The organism is Intestinimonas massiliensis (ex Afouda et al. 2020) (assembly GCF_900626285.1).
Classification (GTDB): Bacteria; Bacillota; Clostridia; order Oscillospirales; family Oscillospiraceae; genus Flavonifractor; species Flavonifractor massiliensis_A.
In genome coordinates, this window is record NZ_LR131147.1 from 1,974,322 (window position 1) to 1,988,716 (window position 14,395).

The 14,395-nt window shown below is 48.0% G+C and carries 15 protein-coding genes; 14 read left to right on the top strand and 1 reads right to left on the bottom strand.

Going from position 1 to position 14,395, the window contains the following annotated elements:
* Nucleotides 1-92: 92 nt before the first annotated feature.
* Complete coding sequence (locus E0E41_RS09930) at nucleotides 93-323, bottom strand: helix-turn-helix domain-containing protein (protein WP_004843519.1); 231 nt, start codon at nucleotides 321-323, stop codon at nucleotides 93-95.
* 171 nt (nucleotides 324-494) lie between these two features.
* Between E0E41_RS09930 and E0E41_RS09935 the strand changes: the two genes are divergently transcribed.
* From E0E41_RS09935 to brxC, 14 genes are all read left to right on the top strand, one after another.
* Nucleotides 495-1,124, top strand: a complete 630-nt coding sequence (locus E0E41_RS09935) for a helix-turn-helix domain-containing protein (RefSeq protein ID WP_015530715.1) — start codon at nucleotides 495-497, stop codon at nucleotides 1,122-1,124.
* Nucleotides 1,125-1,350: 226 nt separating this feature from the next.
* Nucleotides 1,351-2,505, top strand: coding sequence for a tyrosine-type recombinase/integrase (locus E0E41_RS09940; protein ID WP_438819456.1), 1,155 nt, complete (start codon nucleotides 1,351-1,353; stop codon nucleotides 2,503-2,505).
* A 160-nt stretch (nucleotides 2,506-2,665) separates the two neighbouring features.
* Nucleotides 2,666-2,875: a hypothetical protein gene (locus E0E41_RS09945; RefSeq protein ID WP_008982901.1), complete on the top strand. Its 210-nt coding sequence runs from the start codon at nucleotides 2,666-2,668 to the stop codon at nucleotides 2,873-2,875.
* A 19-nt stretch (nucleotides 2,876-2,894) separates the two neighbouring features.
* Nucleotides 2,895-3,932, top strand: coding sequence for an O-acetyl-ADP-ribose deacetylase (locus E0E41_RS09950; RefSeq protein WP_130869769.1), 1,038 nt, complete (start codon nucleotides 2,895-2,897; stop codon nucleotides 3,930-3,932).
* A gap of 25 nt (nucleotides 3,933-3,957) precedes the next feature.
* Nucleotides 3,958-5,466: a DinB/UmuC family translesion DNA polymerase gene (locus tag E0E41_RS09955; RefSeq protein ID WP_130869770.1), complete on the top strand. Its 1,509-nt coding sequence runs from the start codon at nucleotides 3,958-3,960 to the stop codon at nucleotides 5,464-5,466.
* On the top strand, nucleotides 5,463-5,885 hold the full coding sequence (locus E0E41_RS09960) for a hypothetical protein (RefSeq protein ID WP_008396798.1): 423 nt from the start codon (nucleotides 5,463-5,465) through the stop codon (nucleotides 5,883-5,885). The genes E0E41_RS09955 and E0E41_RS09960 overlap by 4 nt, the downstream gene beginning before the upstream one ends.
* Nucleotides 5,886-5,986: 101 nt before the next feature.
* On the top strand, nucleotides 5,987-6,643 hold the full coding sequence (locus tag E0E41_RS09965; RefSeq protein ID WP_130869771.1) for a VWA domain-containing protein: 657 nt from the start codon (nucleotides 5,987-5,989) through the stop codon (nucleotides 6,641-6,643).
* Nucleotides 6,643-7,302, top strand: coding sequence for an SIMPL domain-containing protein (locus E0E41_RS09970; RefSeq protein WP_130869772.1), 660 nt, complete (start codon nucleotides 6,643-6,645; stop codon nucleotides 7,300-7,302). The genes E0E41_RS09965 and E0E41_RS09970 overlap by 1 nt, the downstream gene beginning before the upstream one ends.
* Before the next feature lie 236 nt (nucleotides 7,303-7,538).
* Entirely contained in the window at nucleotides 7,539-7,868 is a 330-nt protein-coding gene (locus E0E41_RS09975) for a plasmid mobilization protein (RefSeq protein WP_005934759.1), read from the top strand.
* Nucleotides 7,829-9,193, top strand: coding sequence for a relaxase/mobilization nuclease domain-containing protein (locus E0E41_RS09980; protein WP_207303211.1), 1,365 nt, complete (start codon nucleotides 7,829-7,831; stop codon nucleotides 9,191-9,193). Before E0E41_RS09975 ends, E0E41_RS09980 begins: the two co-directional genes overlap by 40 nt.
* 194 nt (nucleotides 9,194-9,387) lie before the next feature.
* Nucleotides 9,388-9,603: a helix-turn-helix domain-containing protein gene (locus tag E0E41_RS09985; protein WP_034242946.1), complete on the top strand. Its 216-nt coding sequence runs from the start codon at nucleotides 9,388-9,390 to the stop codon at nucleotides 9,601-9,603.
* A gap of 52 nt (nucleotides 9,604-9,655) precedes the next feature.
* Nucleotides 9,656-10,261, top strand: a complete 606-nt coding sequence (locus E0E41_RS09990; RefSeq protein WP_130869773.1) for a DUF1819 family protein — start codon at nucleotides 9,656-9,658, stop codon at nucleotides 10,259-10,261.
* A 16-nt stretch (nucleotides 10,262-10,277) separates the two neighbouring features.
* Nucleotides 10,278-10,832 carry a DUF1788 domain-containing protein gene (locus E0E41_RS09995; protein ID WP_130869774.1) on the top strand — a complete coding sequence of 185 codons (555 nt, stop codon included), beginning with the start codon at nucleotides 10,278-10,280 and terminating at the stop codon, nucleotides 10,830-10,832.
* A gap of 13 nt (nucleotides 10,833-10,845) precedes the next feature.
* Nucleotides 10,846-14,391, top strand: coding sequence for a BREX system P-loop protein BrxC (gene brxC, locus E0E41_RS10000; RefSeq protein ID WP_130869775.1), 3,546 nt, complete (start codon nucleotides 10,846-10,848; stop codon nucleotides 14,389-14,391).
* Nucleotides 14,392-14,395 lie beyond the last annotated feature (4 nt).

Here is a 14,395-nt window from a genome sequence, read left to right on the forward strand (position 1 = left end):
AGAAGAAGCACATGGTATAATCTTCTTGCGTGTAGGTATATCATGGCTTCGGTCTGATAGAACCTTTGGCGGTTTCTTCGGAAGCCGCCTTTTTAATTTGCCGCAGTTCTTGTTACGGCTTTTACATTTCCTCTATCCCTCAAATCACGACCTTCATTAGCTTCCATAAACATTTCCAGAATATCGGTTTTAATCAGGACTTTGCGACCAACCTTTAATACTGGAAGTTTCTTCCATTCTACAAGCTGTCTTAAGGTATTTCTGCCGATTCCCGTATAGTCAGCAGCTTCTTCGATGGATAATGCAATTTTTCTTTGCGTCATATAATCACCTCCTTATAAATTGCATTATGCAATTCTTGTGATGTAAGTATATCCTTTTCATATCTTTTTGTCAAGCGTTACGAAATATCAAAAACAAACTTTATGTTGCATATTGCAATTTTAGAAAAACAATGCTATAATTCATACATACCGAAAAAGGAGGCAGTCAGCATGAAAGATAAAGAACTACGCAAGCTGATAGGCAGCAGAGTAAAACAGCGCCGTCTGGAATTGAATCTGACACAGCCTTATGTCGCAGAAAAGATGGGGGTTACCGCTTCTACAATCCTGCGTTATGAGAATGGTTCGATTGACAATACGAAAAAAATGGTGCTGGAAGGTCTTTCGGAAGCACTCCATGTATCTGTGGAATGGCTCAAAGGGGAAACAGATGAATATGAAACCGACATTACGGATAAGAGAGAGTTACAGATTCGTGATGCGATGGGAGATATTCTGGAACAGTTACCGCTTGCCCTTACCAAAGAAGAAGATGCTTTTTCAAAAGATTTATTACTGCTGATGTTAAAACAATATGGTCTGTTTTTGGATTCCTTCCAGTTCGCCTGCAAAAATTTCAAGGGGAATGCTGGTCAGACGGATATTGCCAAAACAATAGGGTTTGAATCGAATGAGGAATATAATGAGATTATGTTCTTAAGGGAAATCACTCCTACCATCAATGCTCTTAATGAGATGGCAGACGTTGTAAGGCTCTATTCCAAGAAACCAAAAACAGCAGAACAAAGGCTTGCAAATCTTTTATCAGAAGTCTTATACGAAGATTCCGAATCGGTATAGTAAGACAACCGGAGTTATGATATACTTACACGCACGAAGCATTTCATCAGTTCCGATTGTCTAATATCGAAAGGAGATATACGATTATGGCAAAAGGATCTGTAAGAAAAAAGGAAAGAAATGGTACTACCGCTTCTATGTAGAGGACGCAAGCGGCAATCTTGTTCAAAAAGAATGCGTTGGAACAGAAAGCAAAAGTGAAACTGAAAAGCTGCTCCGTCAGGCAATGGATGATTATGAAAAAAAGAAATTTGTTGCCAAAGCGGAAAATCTCACAGTCGGACAACTTCTGGATGTGTGGGCAGAGGAGGAATTAAAAACAGGTACGCTCAGCAATGGTACTGTGGAGAATTACCTCGGAACAATCCGAAATATCAAGAAACACCCATTGGCAGAACGGAAATTAAAAAATGTAACCTCTGAGCATTTGCAATCCTTCTTTGATTTGCTTTCCTTTGGGGGAGTTCATCCCGATGGAAAAGAGAAAAAGGGTTACAGCAAAGATTACATCCATTCTTTTTCCGCAGTCATGCAGCAGTCCTTCCGCTTTGCAGTATTTCCAAAACAGTATATTACGTTCAATCCCATGCAGTATATTAAACTGCGGTATCAGACGGACGAAGTTGATTTGTTTTCGGATGAGGACATGGACGGAAATATCCAACCAATTTCACGAGAAGATTATGAAAGACTGCTTACGTATCTTCAAAAAAAGAACCCAGCCGCAATACTTCCAATCCAGATAGCCTATTATGCCGGGCTTCGTATTGGAGAAGCCTGTGGTTTGGCATGGCAGGACGTAAATCTGGAAGAACAATGCCTTACCATAAGACGCAGCATCCGATATGATGGCTCAAAACGCAAATATATCATCGGACCAACCAAGCGGAAAAAAGTGAGGATTGTTGATTTTGGAGATACGCTGGTAGAGATTTTCCGTAATGCCCGGAAAGAGCAGTTAAAAAATCGAATGCAGTATGGAGAACTTTATCACACGAACTACTACAAAGAGGTCAAAGAGAAAAACAGAGTGTACTACGAGTATTATTGCTTAGACAGAACAGAGGAAGTCCCGGCAGATTATAAAGAAATTTCTTTCGTCTGCTTAAGACCTGATGGCTGTCTGGAACTTCCGACTACTTTGGGAACGGTATGCAGAAAGGTAGCAAAAACATTAGAGGGATTTGAAGGCTTTCATTTCCACCAGTTACGTCACACCTATGCAAGCAACCTTTTAGCAAATGGAGCTGCCCCAAAAGATGTGCAGGAATTGTTAGGACACTCAGATGTCAGTACCACAATGAACGTCTATGCTCACTCCACAAGAGATGCGAAACGAAAATCGGTTCGGCTTCTTGATAAAGTGGTAGGCAATGACTAAAAAATTTCCCTTATTTCCCTTGTGATTATCTCATAAGGGCAAAAATAAGGGAAACTACATATCATTTCACTAATGGACAGGCGGGAAAGCCTATAAAATGGGGAAAGTTAGAGAGATAATTATATAAATTCCAGTTTAACGAACAGGAGATGATGAACGCATGAAAATCCTACATGAACTTTCTTGGCTATGGGAAACGCTGGGCATTGCGCTTTTGGCGGCGGCTATCTGCATAGCTTGCGCCGCGCTGATCTGCAAGGCAGCGAAGAAGAAACTCAGCAAAAAGGTATTGGCTGTCATAGGGGCTGCGGCATTTGTAGGGGCAATTCTGGCGATCATTCTGATCGCCCGGACACCGATGCCGCTTTGATAGGACGGAGGATTGCATAATGCCGCTTCAAATCGTCAGAAATGACATCACAAAAATGAAGGTGGACGCCATCGCCAATGCTGCCAACGAGTCGCTGCTGGGTGGCGGCGGTGTGGACGGCTGCATTCATCGCGCTGCAGGACCGGAGCTGCTGGCGGAATGTGAAACTCTCCACGGCTGCAAAACCGGGAGCGCAAAAATCACGAAGGGCTACAAGCTGCCCTGCAAATATGTCATTCACGCAGTCGGTCCGCGCTGGTATGACGGGCGGCACGGTGAGTGCGAACTGCTGATCTCCTGCTATCGGACATCGCTCATGCTGGCGAAGAAATACGGATGCGAGTCGGTTGCGTTCCCGCTGATTTCCTCCGGCATTTTCGGCTATCCGAAGGATCAGGCTCTCAAAGTGGCGATTGACACCATCAGCAGTTTCCTTCTTGAAAACGAAATGACGGTGTACATCGTCATTTTCGACCGCAAAGCCTATCAAATCAGTGGCAAGCTATTTGCCGACATTGCTTCATACATAGATGACCGCTATGTGGATGAGCATACCGATCCTCGTTCCAAGCGTCTGCGCAGGATGAACGCCTTCCGGATGGACGAGCCGATGCCCTGCGAGTCATCCGTTTGTGATGAAGCTATCGAAAAGCTCACAGCTCCTATGGCAGTCAGCTCCGAAAAAGTAGCAACTCTTGACGATGCACTGGGACAGATCGATGAGAGCTTTTCGGAGATGCTTCTGCGGAAGATTGACGAGCGCGGCATGACGGACTCGCAGTGCTACAAGAAGGCGAACATTGACCGGAAACTCTTCTCGAAGATCCGCTCGGACAAGTCCTACAAGCCTTCCAAGCCCACCGTCATTGCATTTGCCATTGCCCTTGAGCTGCCGCTTGTGGAAATGAAGGATATGCTCATGAAGGCGGGCTTTGCACTCTCCCACTCCAACAAGTTTGACATCATCGTGGAGTATTTCGTGGAGCATGGGAACTATAACGTCTTTGAGATCAACGAGGCTCTGTTTGCCTTTGACCAGAGCTTGATAGGAGCATAATCTGACTATGAAGGAGGCTTAGAAGATGAAACAACACACCTATATCGCAATCGACCTGAAATCCTTCTATGCCTCCGTGGAATGCCGGGAGCGTGGCTTAGATCCTCTGGACACAAATCTTGTTGTCGCAGATGAAAGCCGGACAGACAAGACTATCTGCCTTGCCGTCACGCCCTCCCTCAAGAGCTACGGTATCTCCGGACGCGGACGGCTATTTGAAGTCAAGCAGCGTGTGAAAGAAGCAAATGCCGGACGGCAGCACGACGCGCCGGGACACAGGCTGGACGGCACATCACACTTCTTCTCAGAGCTGCAAGCAAACCCGTCTCTGGCGATTGACTTCATCATCGCGCCACCCCGGATGGCGTACTATATGGAATACAGCACCCGCATCTATCAGGTCTACCTCAAGTACATTGCGCCGGAGGACATCGTAGTCTACTCCATCGACGAGGTGTTCATGGATGTGACGGACTACCTGAACACCTACAAGCTCTCCGCCCATGATCTCGCCATGAAGATCATCCTCGATGTGCTTGAAACAACCGGCATCACAGCAACCGCAGGAATCGGCACGAATCTTTTCCTCTGCAAAGTGGCAATGGACATTGTGGCGAAGCACATCCCCGCCGACAAAAACGGCGTCCGCATTGCAGAGCTGGATGAGATGAAGTTCCGGCGCGAGCTTTGGACGCATCAGCCCCTCACAGACTTCTGGCGTGTGGGTCGAGGTATTTCCAAGAAACTTGAGCAGAACGGGATGTTCACGATGGGCGATGTTGCCCTCTGTTCAGAGCGGAACGAAGACTTGCTTTACAAGCTCTTCGGGAAGAATGCAGAATTGCTCATCGACCATGCGTGGGGCTGGGAGCCTACGACCATTGAGGCAATCAAGGCATACCGTCCCAACTCCAACAGCCTCAGCTCCGGTCAGGTATTGTACTGTCCCTACGAGCCGCAGAAGGCGAAGTTGGTTGTGCGGGAAATGACAGATTTGCTTGTGCTGGACTTGGTGGACAAGGGGCTTGTTACCGACCAGATGGTTCTCACAGTCGGCTACGACATTGAGAACCTGACCGATCCGGCACGACGGGCAAAGTATCACGGCGCGGTTGAGACAGATCATTATGGGAGGCAGATTCCGAAACAGGCGCACGGCTCTATCAATCTCGACGGTCACACATCATCTACTCGCAAAATAATGTGTGCTGTGTCAGAACTCTTCGACCGGATCGTGGATAAGAATCTGCTTGTCCGCCGTATGTATGTTGTTGCAAATCATGTCCTGCCGGAAGCTGATGTACCGAAGAAAAACGACGGTGCAGTCCAGCTCGACCTTTTTACCGACTATGCCGCCGAAGAGGAAAAACAGAAAGCCGAAGATGCCGCTTTGGAGCGTGAGCGGAAGATACAAGCCGCCACGCTTGCCATCAAGAAGAAGTATGGAAAGAACGCCATCCTCAAGGCAATGAATCTTGAAGAAGGTGCAACCGCGAAAGACCGCAATGCGCAGATTGGAGGGCATAAGGCGTGAACGGAAAATACGACGAGATCATGGGACTTCCTCACCACGTTTCCAAAACGCGACCACAAATGCCGATGTCAGATCGTGCAGCGCAGTTTGCGCCCTTTGCCGCCCTCACCGGCTATGATTCTGCAATCAAGGAAACCGGACGTCTGACCGACGAAAGGATCGAGCTTGATGAGGGAGCCTTGACCGCTTTGAACATGAGGTATCAGCTTCTCATGGATGCCCTTGATGAAGAGCCGGAGGTTGAAATAACCTACTTCAAACCTGATGAGCGCAAAGCTGGCGGTGCGTATGTAACTGCAACCGGCGCAGTCATAAAGGTTGATGACTTTGAGCGCCTGATTACCATGCAGGACGGCACGAAGATTCCGATGGATGACATCCTAAGCATTGACGGAGAGCTGTTCTTGTCCTTAGAATAATGTCGCTTGCCATGCGACCAAATGAAGTGAATACCGAAGTACAATATGACTGTAAGGTGAGACACCAAGCAGTCATATTTTTATATACGGAGGTACAAAACATGAGAAAGAACTTGACGGAGATCGTATTCATCCTTGATCGCAGCGGCTCTATGAGCGGACTGGAAACAGACACCATCGGAGGATTCAACTCCATGATTGAAAAGCAGAAAAAAGAGAATGGCGAGGCATTGATCTCTGCCGTTCTCTTTGACAACGTGAGCGAGGTTATCCATGACCGTGTGCCGGTTCAGAAGGTGGAGCCGATGACCGACAGGGACTATTCCGTTCGCGGCTGCACCGCGCTTCTGGATGCTATCGGCGGAGCGATTCATCACATTGGGAATGTCCATAAGTACGCAAGAAAAGAGGATGTCCCTGAACACACACTGTTCGTCATCACAACGGATGGCATGGAGAATGCAAGCCGCCGTTATGACAGCGAGAAGGTCAAGAAGATGATTGAGCGACAGAAGGAAAAGTACGGCTGGGAGTTTCTTTTCCTCGGTGCAAACATTGATGCAGTTGAGACGGCAAAGCATTTTGGAATTGGAGCAGATCGAGCGGTCAATTACCACTCTGACCGCGAGGGAACGCAACTCAACTATGAAGTTCTGAGCGAAGCGGTTTCCGCTGTCCGATGCAGCGTACCGCTGGGTACGAATTGGAAAAAACGTATTGATGAGGACTTCAATTCCAGAAAGGACGGGAGAAAGTAATGAGAACAATCACCGTAAAAGGGACAGGCAATGTCTCCGCAAGACCGGATTACATCATCCTATCCCTGAACATTGAAGTCTTATCTGAAACATATGACCGCGCAATGTTGGAAGCTGCCGAGAGAATCGAAAGACTGCAAGGTGCCGCAGTCCGCGTTGGGTATCGCAAGGAAGACCTGAAGACCACGAGCTTTGATGTCCAGACAAGGTACGAGAATGTCAAGGATCGGCAAGGAAATTACAAGCGAGAGTTTGCCGGATATGCTTGCAGCTATCGCTTGAAACTTGCCTTTGACTTTGACAGCAAGCAGCTTGCAAAGGTCATTTCTGCGATTGCGGATTGTGGGGCGCAACCAGAACTCAGCATTGCGTTCACCGTGAAAAACCCGGCAAGAGTCAGCGAAGAGCTGCTGATCAATGCGACGGAGAACGCCAGGGCAAAGGCGGAGATTCTTTGCAAAGCATCAGGCAGTACGCTTGGGCAGTTGCTCAACATCGACTACAACTGGGGCGAACTCAATGTTTTTTCCAGAACAAGCTACGATGTTGAAGACTGCATTCAGCCTCTCATGGCGATGAGCAAGTGCGCCGCACCTGAGATTGAGCCGGTTGATATTGATGTGACAGACACAGTGGCTTTCACATGGGAAATCCAATGATTTTTTGACTTTTTTGAAATCCGGTACTCAACAAACGCCCTTTTTGTGTCCGTTGTAAAGTGAAGGGACATTTCACGGAGGAATCTTCGGGGAATACGATTTTGGGAGATTAGCAAGCAAATCCGGTGAGTACCCACCGGAGAAAAATCAGTTAAGGAGACCCTGCCCTTAACATCAGATTTTTGCTTGTTGGGATAGTCCCAAACCCTTCTAATCTTTACGACGGAGGGCGCAGCATGGTACGAAGAACACGAGACATTCAGAAGAAGATTTGGCTGACACCACAGGAAGAACGGACGATTGCAAAGAAGATGGAAATGATCGGCACGGAGAACTTCGGTGCGTATGCAAGGAAGATGCTGATCGACGGCTACATCATCGTTGTGGACTACACGGAGCAGAAAAAGCTCGCCGCCGAAATCAACAAGATCGGTGTGAACATCAATACCGTCTGCCGCAGGATCAACTCGACGGGACGATTCTATCAGGACGATATTGACGAGCTGAAAGAAAAGATGGACGCGGTATGGCAGTTACTAAAATCAAAGCAATCCGAGGAACTTTGAGCAAGGCAATCGCGTACATTCTGAATCCCGAAAAGACAGACGAGAAGCTGCTGGTCTCGTCCTACGGCTGTGCCAGCGAGACCGCAGCGCGGGAATTTGAATGGACGCGGAAAATAGCCGAGCAAAAAGGGATGAATCCGGTCAGGATCATAGCCCGTCATGTGATCCAGTCCTTTGAAATCGGAGAGGTCACACCGGAGCTTGCCCACGAGATCGGCAAGCAGTTTGCAGATGAAATCCTCGGAGGAAAATATGAGTATGTGCTGACCACTCACATTGACAAAGACCATGTTCATAACCATCTGATTTTCAATGCGGTTGACTTTGTGGGCTACCACGCATACAAGAGCTACAAGCGGATTTACTATGATATGCGTGAGGTCAGCGACCGGCTCTGTAAGGAAAACGGTCTCTCTGTTATCCCTCCCTCTCAGAACAAGGGCATGGGCTACAAGGAGTACACCGAAGCCAAACGCGGCACGAGCTGGAAGCAAAAGCTCAAGCAAACCATCGACCGGCTTGTCATCACAGCCAAGGACTACGATGATTTTTTGCGGCTCATGCAGGAAGCTGGTTATGAAATCAAGACCGGCAAATATATCTCCTTTCGCGCTGAAGGTCAGGAGCGGTTTACTCGTTCTAAGACCATTGGAGAGAACTACACCGAGGAACGCATCAAGGAGCGGGTTGCCGGACGGACGCCGCGCAGAAACAGGAGGCAGACCGTGCCGAAGGGCATCTCTCTCATCGGAGATATTCAGGAGCGGATCAGGCTCATCGACAGCAAGGGTTACGAGCATAAAGCAAAGCTCACTATCCTCAAGGAAGCGGCGCGGACACTCAATTATCTCACGGAAAACAACTTGCTCCAATACGCCGATCTTGAAAAAAAGGTCGAGAATGTTCATAGCTCCTATGACCGCACCGGCAAGGAACTGAAAGGCGTCGAAGCGCGACTGCGGGAAGTCCAACCGCTTATCAAAAACATCTCCAACTACCAGCGGCTCAAGCCTGTATATGATGCCTTCCAGAAGGCAAAAGACAAGCCGGGGTTCAAGGCAAAGCACGAAGCAGAGCTTGTGATCTTTGAGGCAGCGAGAAGCACATTACTTGCCATGCAGGGCAATGAAAAACTGCCGAGCTTGAAGACACTGCAAGCGGAACAGCAGCGACTTCTTGAAGAGCAACAGCGGCTCTATGATGAACGTGCGAAGCTCAAAAAGGAAGCTCGGATGATCGACACCATGAAGGCAAATGTAGATATTTTCCTCAAGCCGAGTGTAGTCCAAGAGCCTGAGCAAATTCGAGATAATCAGAGAGAATAACAAAAAGACTGTGCTGGTTTTTGACCGGCACAGTCTTTCCCTTTAGCTGTATATCATCCGAATCGAAAATGATGAACGTCTCGTGCAAATCGGTCGTATTCACCCAAAGTTTACGAAACTCTATTGAATAGCAGACCTTCTTGTGCTATAATATAAGTTAGGTTTATTTTACATACTTTGCTGAGGTGAAAGTCATGAAAGCAAGCTACAAAAAGTTGTGGAAACTGCTCGTCGATAAGGAAATGAGCAAAGGTGATCTTCATAAGGCGTCCGGTCTTTCTTCAAGCACAATGACCAAGCTCAGAAAAGGTGAAGATGTGTCAATGGAAGCTCTGAGAAAAATCTGCATTTGCCTTGGCTGCAATATTGGCGACATCGTGGAGTTTGTCCCTGACAACACACAGTCCTAAATATGGGACAGGCACTATGCCATGATAGAGTAGGTAGATTGGAGCAAATGTGATGGATCAGACACACCCTTATAACGGCAGCTTGACTGCTGAACAGTTCCTCTTCTATGAGATAAGAATTGCCGCCAAGTATTATGTTCGCGGCTTGAAAATTGAAGAGGCAATCGAGCGAATTAAGAAGGATAACCTCTTTCAATACCCAACAGAGAGGCAGGTTTCCCGTCTGGCGAGAGCCTGTTATAAACGACTGGACGCACTCGGCAATGAACAGCTTGTTCACGAACTTGCCTCTGCACCAAATGAGATTGCAAAACAGATCAATCTATACGCGGTGATGAGGTACAATCGCCTGGTCTGGGAGTTTATGATTCAGGTGATAGGTGAAAAATACCGCAATCAGGACATGATCTTTTCAAGGAAAGACATGAATGCGTTCTTTTCCAGACTGCAAGCACAGGATGATTCTGTTGCCGCTTGGAGTGATGCGACAATCACCAAAATCAAAAGTGTTCTCGTTCGGATGCTAATAGAGACAGGGTATCTGGATGGGCTGAAAGACACCACGCTGAATCCCGTTTTTCTCTGTGAAGAGCTTGAACGAGGTATCGAAGCAAACAACGATTATGATGCACTTCCGGCATTTAATTACTTTAGATAGACGGGCGGACACGACCATGATAAAACAGGAATTAGACAGGATCAGAGAACGTATCTCGAATAAGGATTTCCTTGAAAACAAAGGACTGAGCAACGAAGTCGGTATCCATGTTTTCTGCTACAAAGCGGAGGACGAGTTGATTGTTCAGGATTATATTCGCAGATTAAAAAGTGAGGTGAACTCACCATATCGGATTATTGAGTGCGACCTTTATGAAGTTTTTCTCTCCCTTTTGGAGGACAAGCGCATTCTGAAATCAGTTGCAGGGTTAGAAGAAAAACGAGGCAAAAAGTATCTTCTGGATCAGTTGCAGAAGATCGCCACACCGGAAGCTCTCCTTGCCAAGATGGACTATTCACCCCATATCAAAGGGCAGGATGTTCTCTTCATGACAGGCATTGGAAAAATTCATCCATTTATGCGTTCTCATAAGATGCTTGATAGTATGCAGCATCTCTTTGAAGACATCCCTATTGTGATGTTCTATCCCGGAACCTTCAATGGACAGACGCTCAATCTGTTCGACGAGTTCAAAGAAGGCAACTATTATCGGGCATTCAATCTGCTGTAATGGAGGTAGCAACGTGAAAATACAGAATATGTTCCAGAAGGACATCGAAAGAGACATCAACGGCGTTATCAAGGTTATGCAGGATGATGACCGGAGTTTGGAACAGGAACTCAGCGAATACATAATTACCAAGGAGCTTCGCCGTCACTTCCGCACATTCTTTGACAACTACACAAAGGCTATCGACCAGCCGACTGATAAAATCGGCGTGTGGATTTCCGGCTTCTTTGGAAGTGGTAAATCTCATTTCCTGAAAATCCTCTCTTACCTGCTTTCCAATCAGGAAGTCTGCGGTAAAAGAGCGATTGACTACTTTGCAGACAAATTTGATGACCCGATGATGTATGCTCAGGCGGTTAAAAGTGTGTCCGTGCCTACGCAGTCTATCCTTTTCAACATTGACATCGAAGGTCCTCTCACGAAGGATAAGACCGCAGTGCTGCGCGTCTTTGCAAAGATGTTCTACAACCACTGCGGGTTTTACGGCGATGATCTGAAAATTGCCAAGCTGGAACGCTTCATTGAAAAGCAAGGCAAGACGCAGCAGTTCCGCGAAGCCTTTGAGAAGGTCAACGGTGCGTCTTGGACTGAGACCCGCGATTCCTTTGCATTCTTTGAGGATGACATTGTTGCGGTTCTGCAATCTACGCTCGGCATGAGTGAACAGGCGGCGCGGAACTGGTTCAACGGCGAGGAAACGAACGAACTGAACATCGCGCAGCTCGTAGCTGACATTCAGGAATATGTAGACGGCAAAGGCAAGGATTTCCGACTGCTGTTTATGGTGGATGAAGTCGGTCAGTACATTGGTGACGATGGTGACTTGATGATCAATCTGCAATCTCTTGTAGAAGAGATTGGCATTCGCTGCCACGGCAAGGTTTGGGTCATGGTGACAAGTCAGGAGGCGATTGACTCCGTTGTCCACATCACCGGTAATGACTTTTCCAAAATTCAGGGACGCTTCAATACGCGCCTCAGCCTTTCCTCGTCCTCCGTTGATGAAGTTATCAAAAAGCGTGTTCTGGCGAAAACAGATGCGGCAGATCAGCTTCTTCGCATGGTCTATGACAAGGAACACGCCGTACTCAAAAACCTCTATACTTTCAACAATCCCGTTCTTGACATCAAGGGCTTTACGGATGGTGCGGAGTTTTCTGCAACTTTCCCCTTTGTACCGTACCAGTTCATCGTGATCCAGAAGGTACTTGCCGAGATTCGCAAGCACGGCAATTCCGGTAAGCATCTGTCCGGCGGTGAGCGTTCCATGCTCTCCGGCTTCCAAGAAGCAGCACAGGATGTGAAGGATAAGGATGAAAACGCTCTGGTTCCGTTCCATCTGTTTTACAATACAGTTCACACATTCCTCGAAAGCCCCATCCGACGGGTTATCGACCGCTGCCAGACTGCGGCAGACAATCACGATGGACTTGAGCAGCAGGATGTCAGTGTTCTGAAGCTCCTGTATCTTGTGCGCTATATTGAGGACATCAAGGCAAATATCGACAATATTTCCATTCTCATGATCGATGACATCCGCACAGATAAGATTGCGCTGCGGGCGTCGGTTTCCGCCTCACTGGAAAGGCTTCTCTCGCAGAACTACATTTCTCGCAACGGCGATACCTATGCCTTCCTGACGGACGAGGAACAGGATATTGCCATTGACATCAAGAATACACCGGTTGACAGTGCGCAGGTTATCACCAGCATTGCACAGACGGTTTACGGAGAAATATATCCCTCCAAGAAATTCAAGCATGACAAGTATGACTTCGCCTATGACCAATACATTGACGAGACCCTGAATGGCTCTGCTTGCGGAGGAATGCGGCTTCGCATTGTGACCGTTGCAAGCGACTACTACGGTGCGCCGAACGAACGGCTCATTATGGATTCTCAGGTCAACAATGAAGCAATCGTTGTACTGTCCAATGAGACGCCGTATTTTGATGAACTGGAACAGGCAATGAAGATCCGCAAGTATGTTAAGCAGCGGAATGTATCTCAGCTTCCTGAAAGCATTCAGGACATCATCCGCAAGCGGCAGCAACAGGCACGTATTCTGGAAGAAAGAGCGCGTAGCTATATTGAAAAAGCTATCGTCGGTGCAAAGGTCATTGTCCACGGCGAAGTCATGGACATCAAGACTGGCAACGCGAAAGACAAGCTGGACGCCGCGATGAACGGTCTGGTTGAGAGCGTCTATTCCAAGCTCAACATGGTCAACCGTTTCGTAGAGAGCGACGCAGACATTCTTTCCATCCTGAATGGAGCGGATGACGGGCAGATTGCCTTCAACGGTCAGGGCGCAAACAACGAGGATGCGCTGAACGAGATCAGCCAGTGGCTTGAGCTTCAAAATCAGAAGATGCTCAGTACCTCGATGGGCGATGTGCAACGCCGGTATCAGGCGATTCCCTACGGCTGGCGTGAAATTGATATTGCTGCGCTGATTGCTCGTTTGATTTCTCAGCAGAAAATATCCATCAAATACGGCGGCGCTTTGGTTGGCAAGGACGAACGCAGACTGGTTGATTATCTGCGGAAAAAATCCGAGATTGACAAAGCCGTCGTTACCCGCAGGATTGCCCCTTCCGAAGACCTTATGCGCAAGAGCATTGCCTTCCTCCGGGACTACCTTGGTGCGATGGATATTCCTTCCGACGAGGACGGACTGATTCGCTTTGTGCTGGACACCTTTACTCAAAAACAGGAGCATTATCAGGAGCTTCTTGATAAAGCCTATTCTGAGTTCCGTTACCCGGAAAAGGAAGTTGTCACAAAAGCCCGCGACCTTATGAATGATGTTCTGAGTCAGCGTAGGGACAATGTTGCGCTTCTCACACGCATGGTGCAGCGTCAGGAAGACCTTCTGGATTGCTCTGAGGACATGGAGGGTGTGGAGTTCTTCTTCAAGTCGCAGCGGAGTGTGTATGATGAGGCACGGCGTCAGATGGAGCGCGTGAACAAGGAACGTGACTACTTTGCTTCTGATGCGGATACATTGGAGGTCTTCCATACTATTGCGACCATCCTTGCACAGCCTAAGCCCTATGACCGCATTGGTGAGCTGCCGGAGCTGATTCAAAAGGTCAAAACGGCATACTCCGGTCTGCTGGATTTGAAGAAGGATGAGGTTGCCGAGAATATCCGTCAGTGTATGCAGGACGTTCATCAGCTTGCAACCGAGGCACGGGATGCTGGAGTTCCGCTGCGTCAGGCAGACGATTACTTTGTCGGCAAGCGTGAGGCGGCGAAGAACGCATCTTCTCTCACCGAGCTGGACGCTATGATCACCCAGCTTCTCACCTACAAGGACAATATCTGCCGTCGCATGGAGGTTATGTCTGCATCTCATCAGGAACGCACTACCCCGGTCGGTACAGGTACGGCACAGCCCGCTCCGAAGATGCCGAAGATTACGACACTTCGCCGGTATGACCTCTGCTCTGTCAAGCGTCTGCAATCCAAGGAGGATATTGACCGGTACGTCGATGGAATCCGCGAGAAGCTGCTGAAAACGTTGGAAAGCTGCGACGGCGTTCAGATCAACTAAAGGA

Bases quoted from the DNA above. Each gene is read 5' to 3' on its own strand.
- E0E41_RS09980 (WP_207303211.1), top strand. From the start codon at position 7,829: ATGGCAGTTACTAAAATCAAAGCAATCCGAGGAACTTTGAGCAAGGCA.
- E0E41_RS09965 (WP_130869771.1), top strand. From the start codon at position 5,987: ATGAGAAAGAACTTGACGGAGATCGTATTCATCCTTGATCGCAGCGGC.
- E0E41_RS09985 (WP_034242946.1), top strand. From the start codon at position 9,388: ATGAAAGCAAGCTACAAAAAGTTGTGGAAACTGCTCGTCGATAAGGAA.
- E0E41_RS09990 (WP_130869773.1), top strand. From the start codon at position 9,656: ATGGATCAGACACACCCTTATAACGGCAGCTTGACTGCTGAACAGTTC.
- E0E41_RS09995 (WP_130869774.1), top strand. From the start codon at position 10,278: ATGATAAAACAGGAATTAGACAGGATCAGAGAACGTATCTCGAATAAG.
- E0E41_RS09975 (WP_005934759.1), top strand. From the start codon at position 7,539: ATGGTACGAAGAACACGAGACATTCAGAAGAAGATTTGGCTGACACCA.
- E0E41_RS09955 (WP_130869770.1), top strand. From the start codon at position 3,958: ATGAAACAACACACCTATATCGCAATCGACCTGAAATCCTTCTATGCC.
- E0E41_RS09950 (WP_130869769.1), top strand. From the start codon at position 2,895: ATGCCGCTTCAAATCGTCAGAAATGACATCACAAAAATGAAGGTGGAC.
- E0E41_RS09940 (WP_438819456.1), top strand. From the start codon at position 1,351: ATGGATGATTATGAAAAAAAGAAATTTGTTGCCAAAGCGGAAAATCTC.
- E0E41_RS09945 (WP_008982901.1), top strand. From the start codon at position 2,666: ATGAAAATCCTACATGAACTTTCTTGGCTATGGGAAACGCTGGGCATT.
- E0E41_RS09935 (WP_015530715.1), top strand. From the start codon at position 495: ATGAAAGATAAAGAACTACGCAAGCTGATAGGCAGCAGAGTAAAACAG.
- E0E41_RS09970 (WP_130869772.1), top strand. From the start codon at position 6,643: ATGAGAACAATCACCGTAAAAGGGACAGGCAATGTCTCCGCAAGACCG.
- E0E41_RS09930 (WP_004843519.1), bottom strand. From the start codon at position 323: ATGACGCAAAGAAAAATTGCATTATCCATCGAAGAAGCTGCTGACTAT.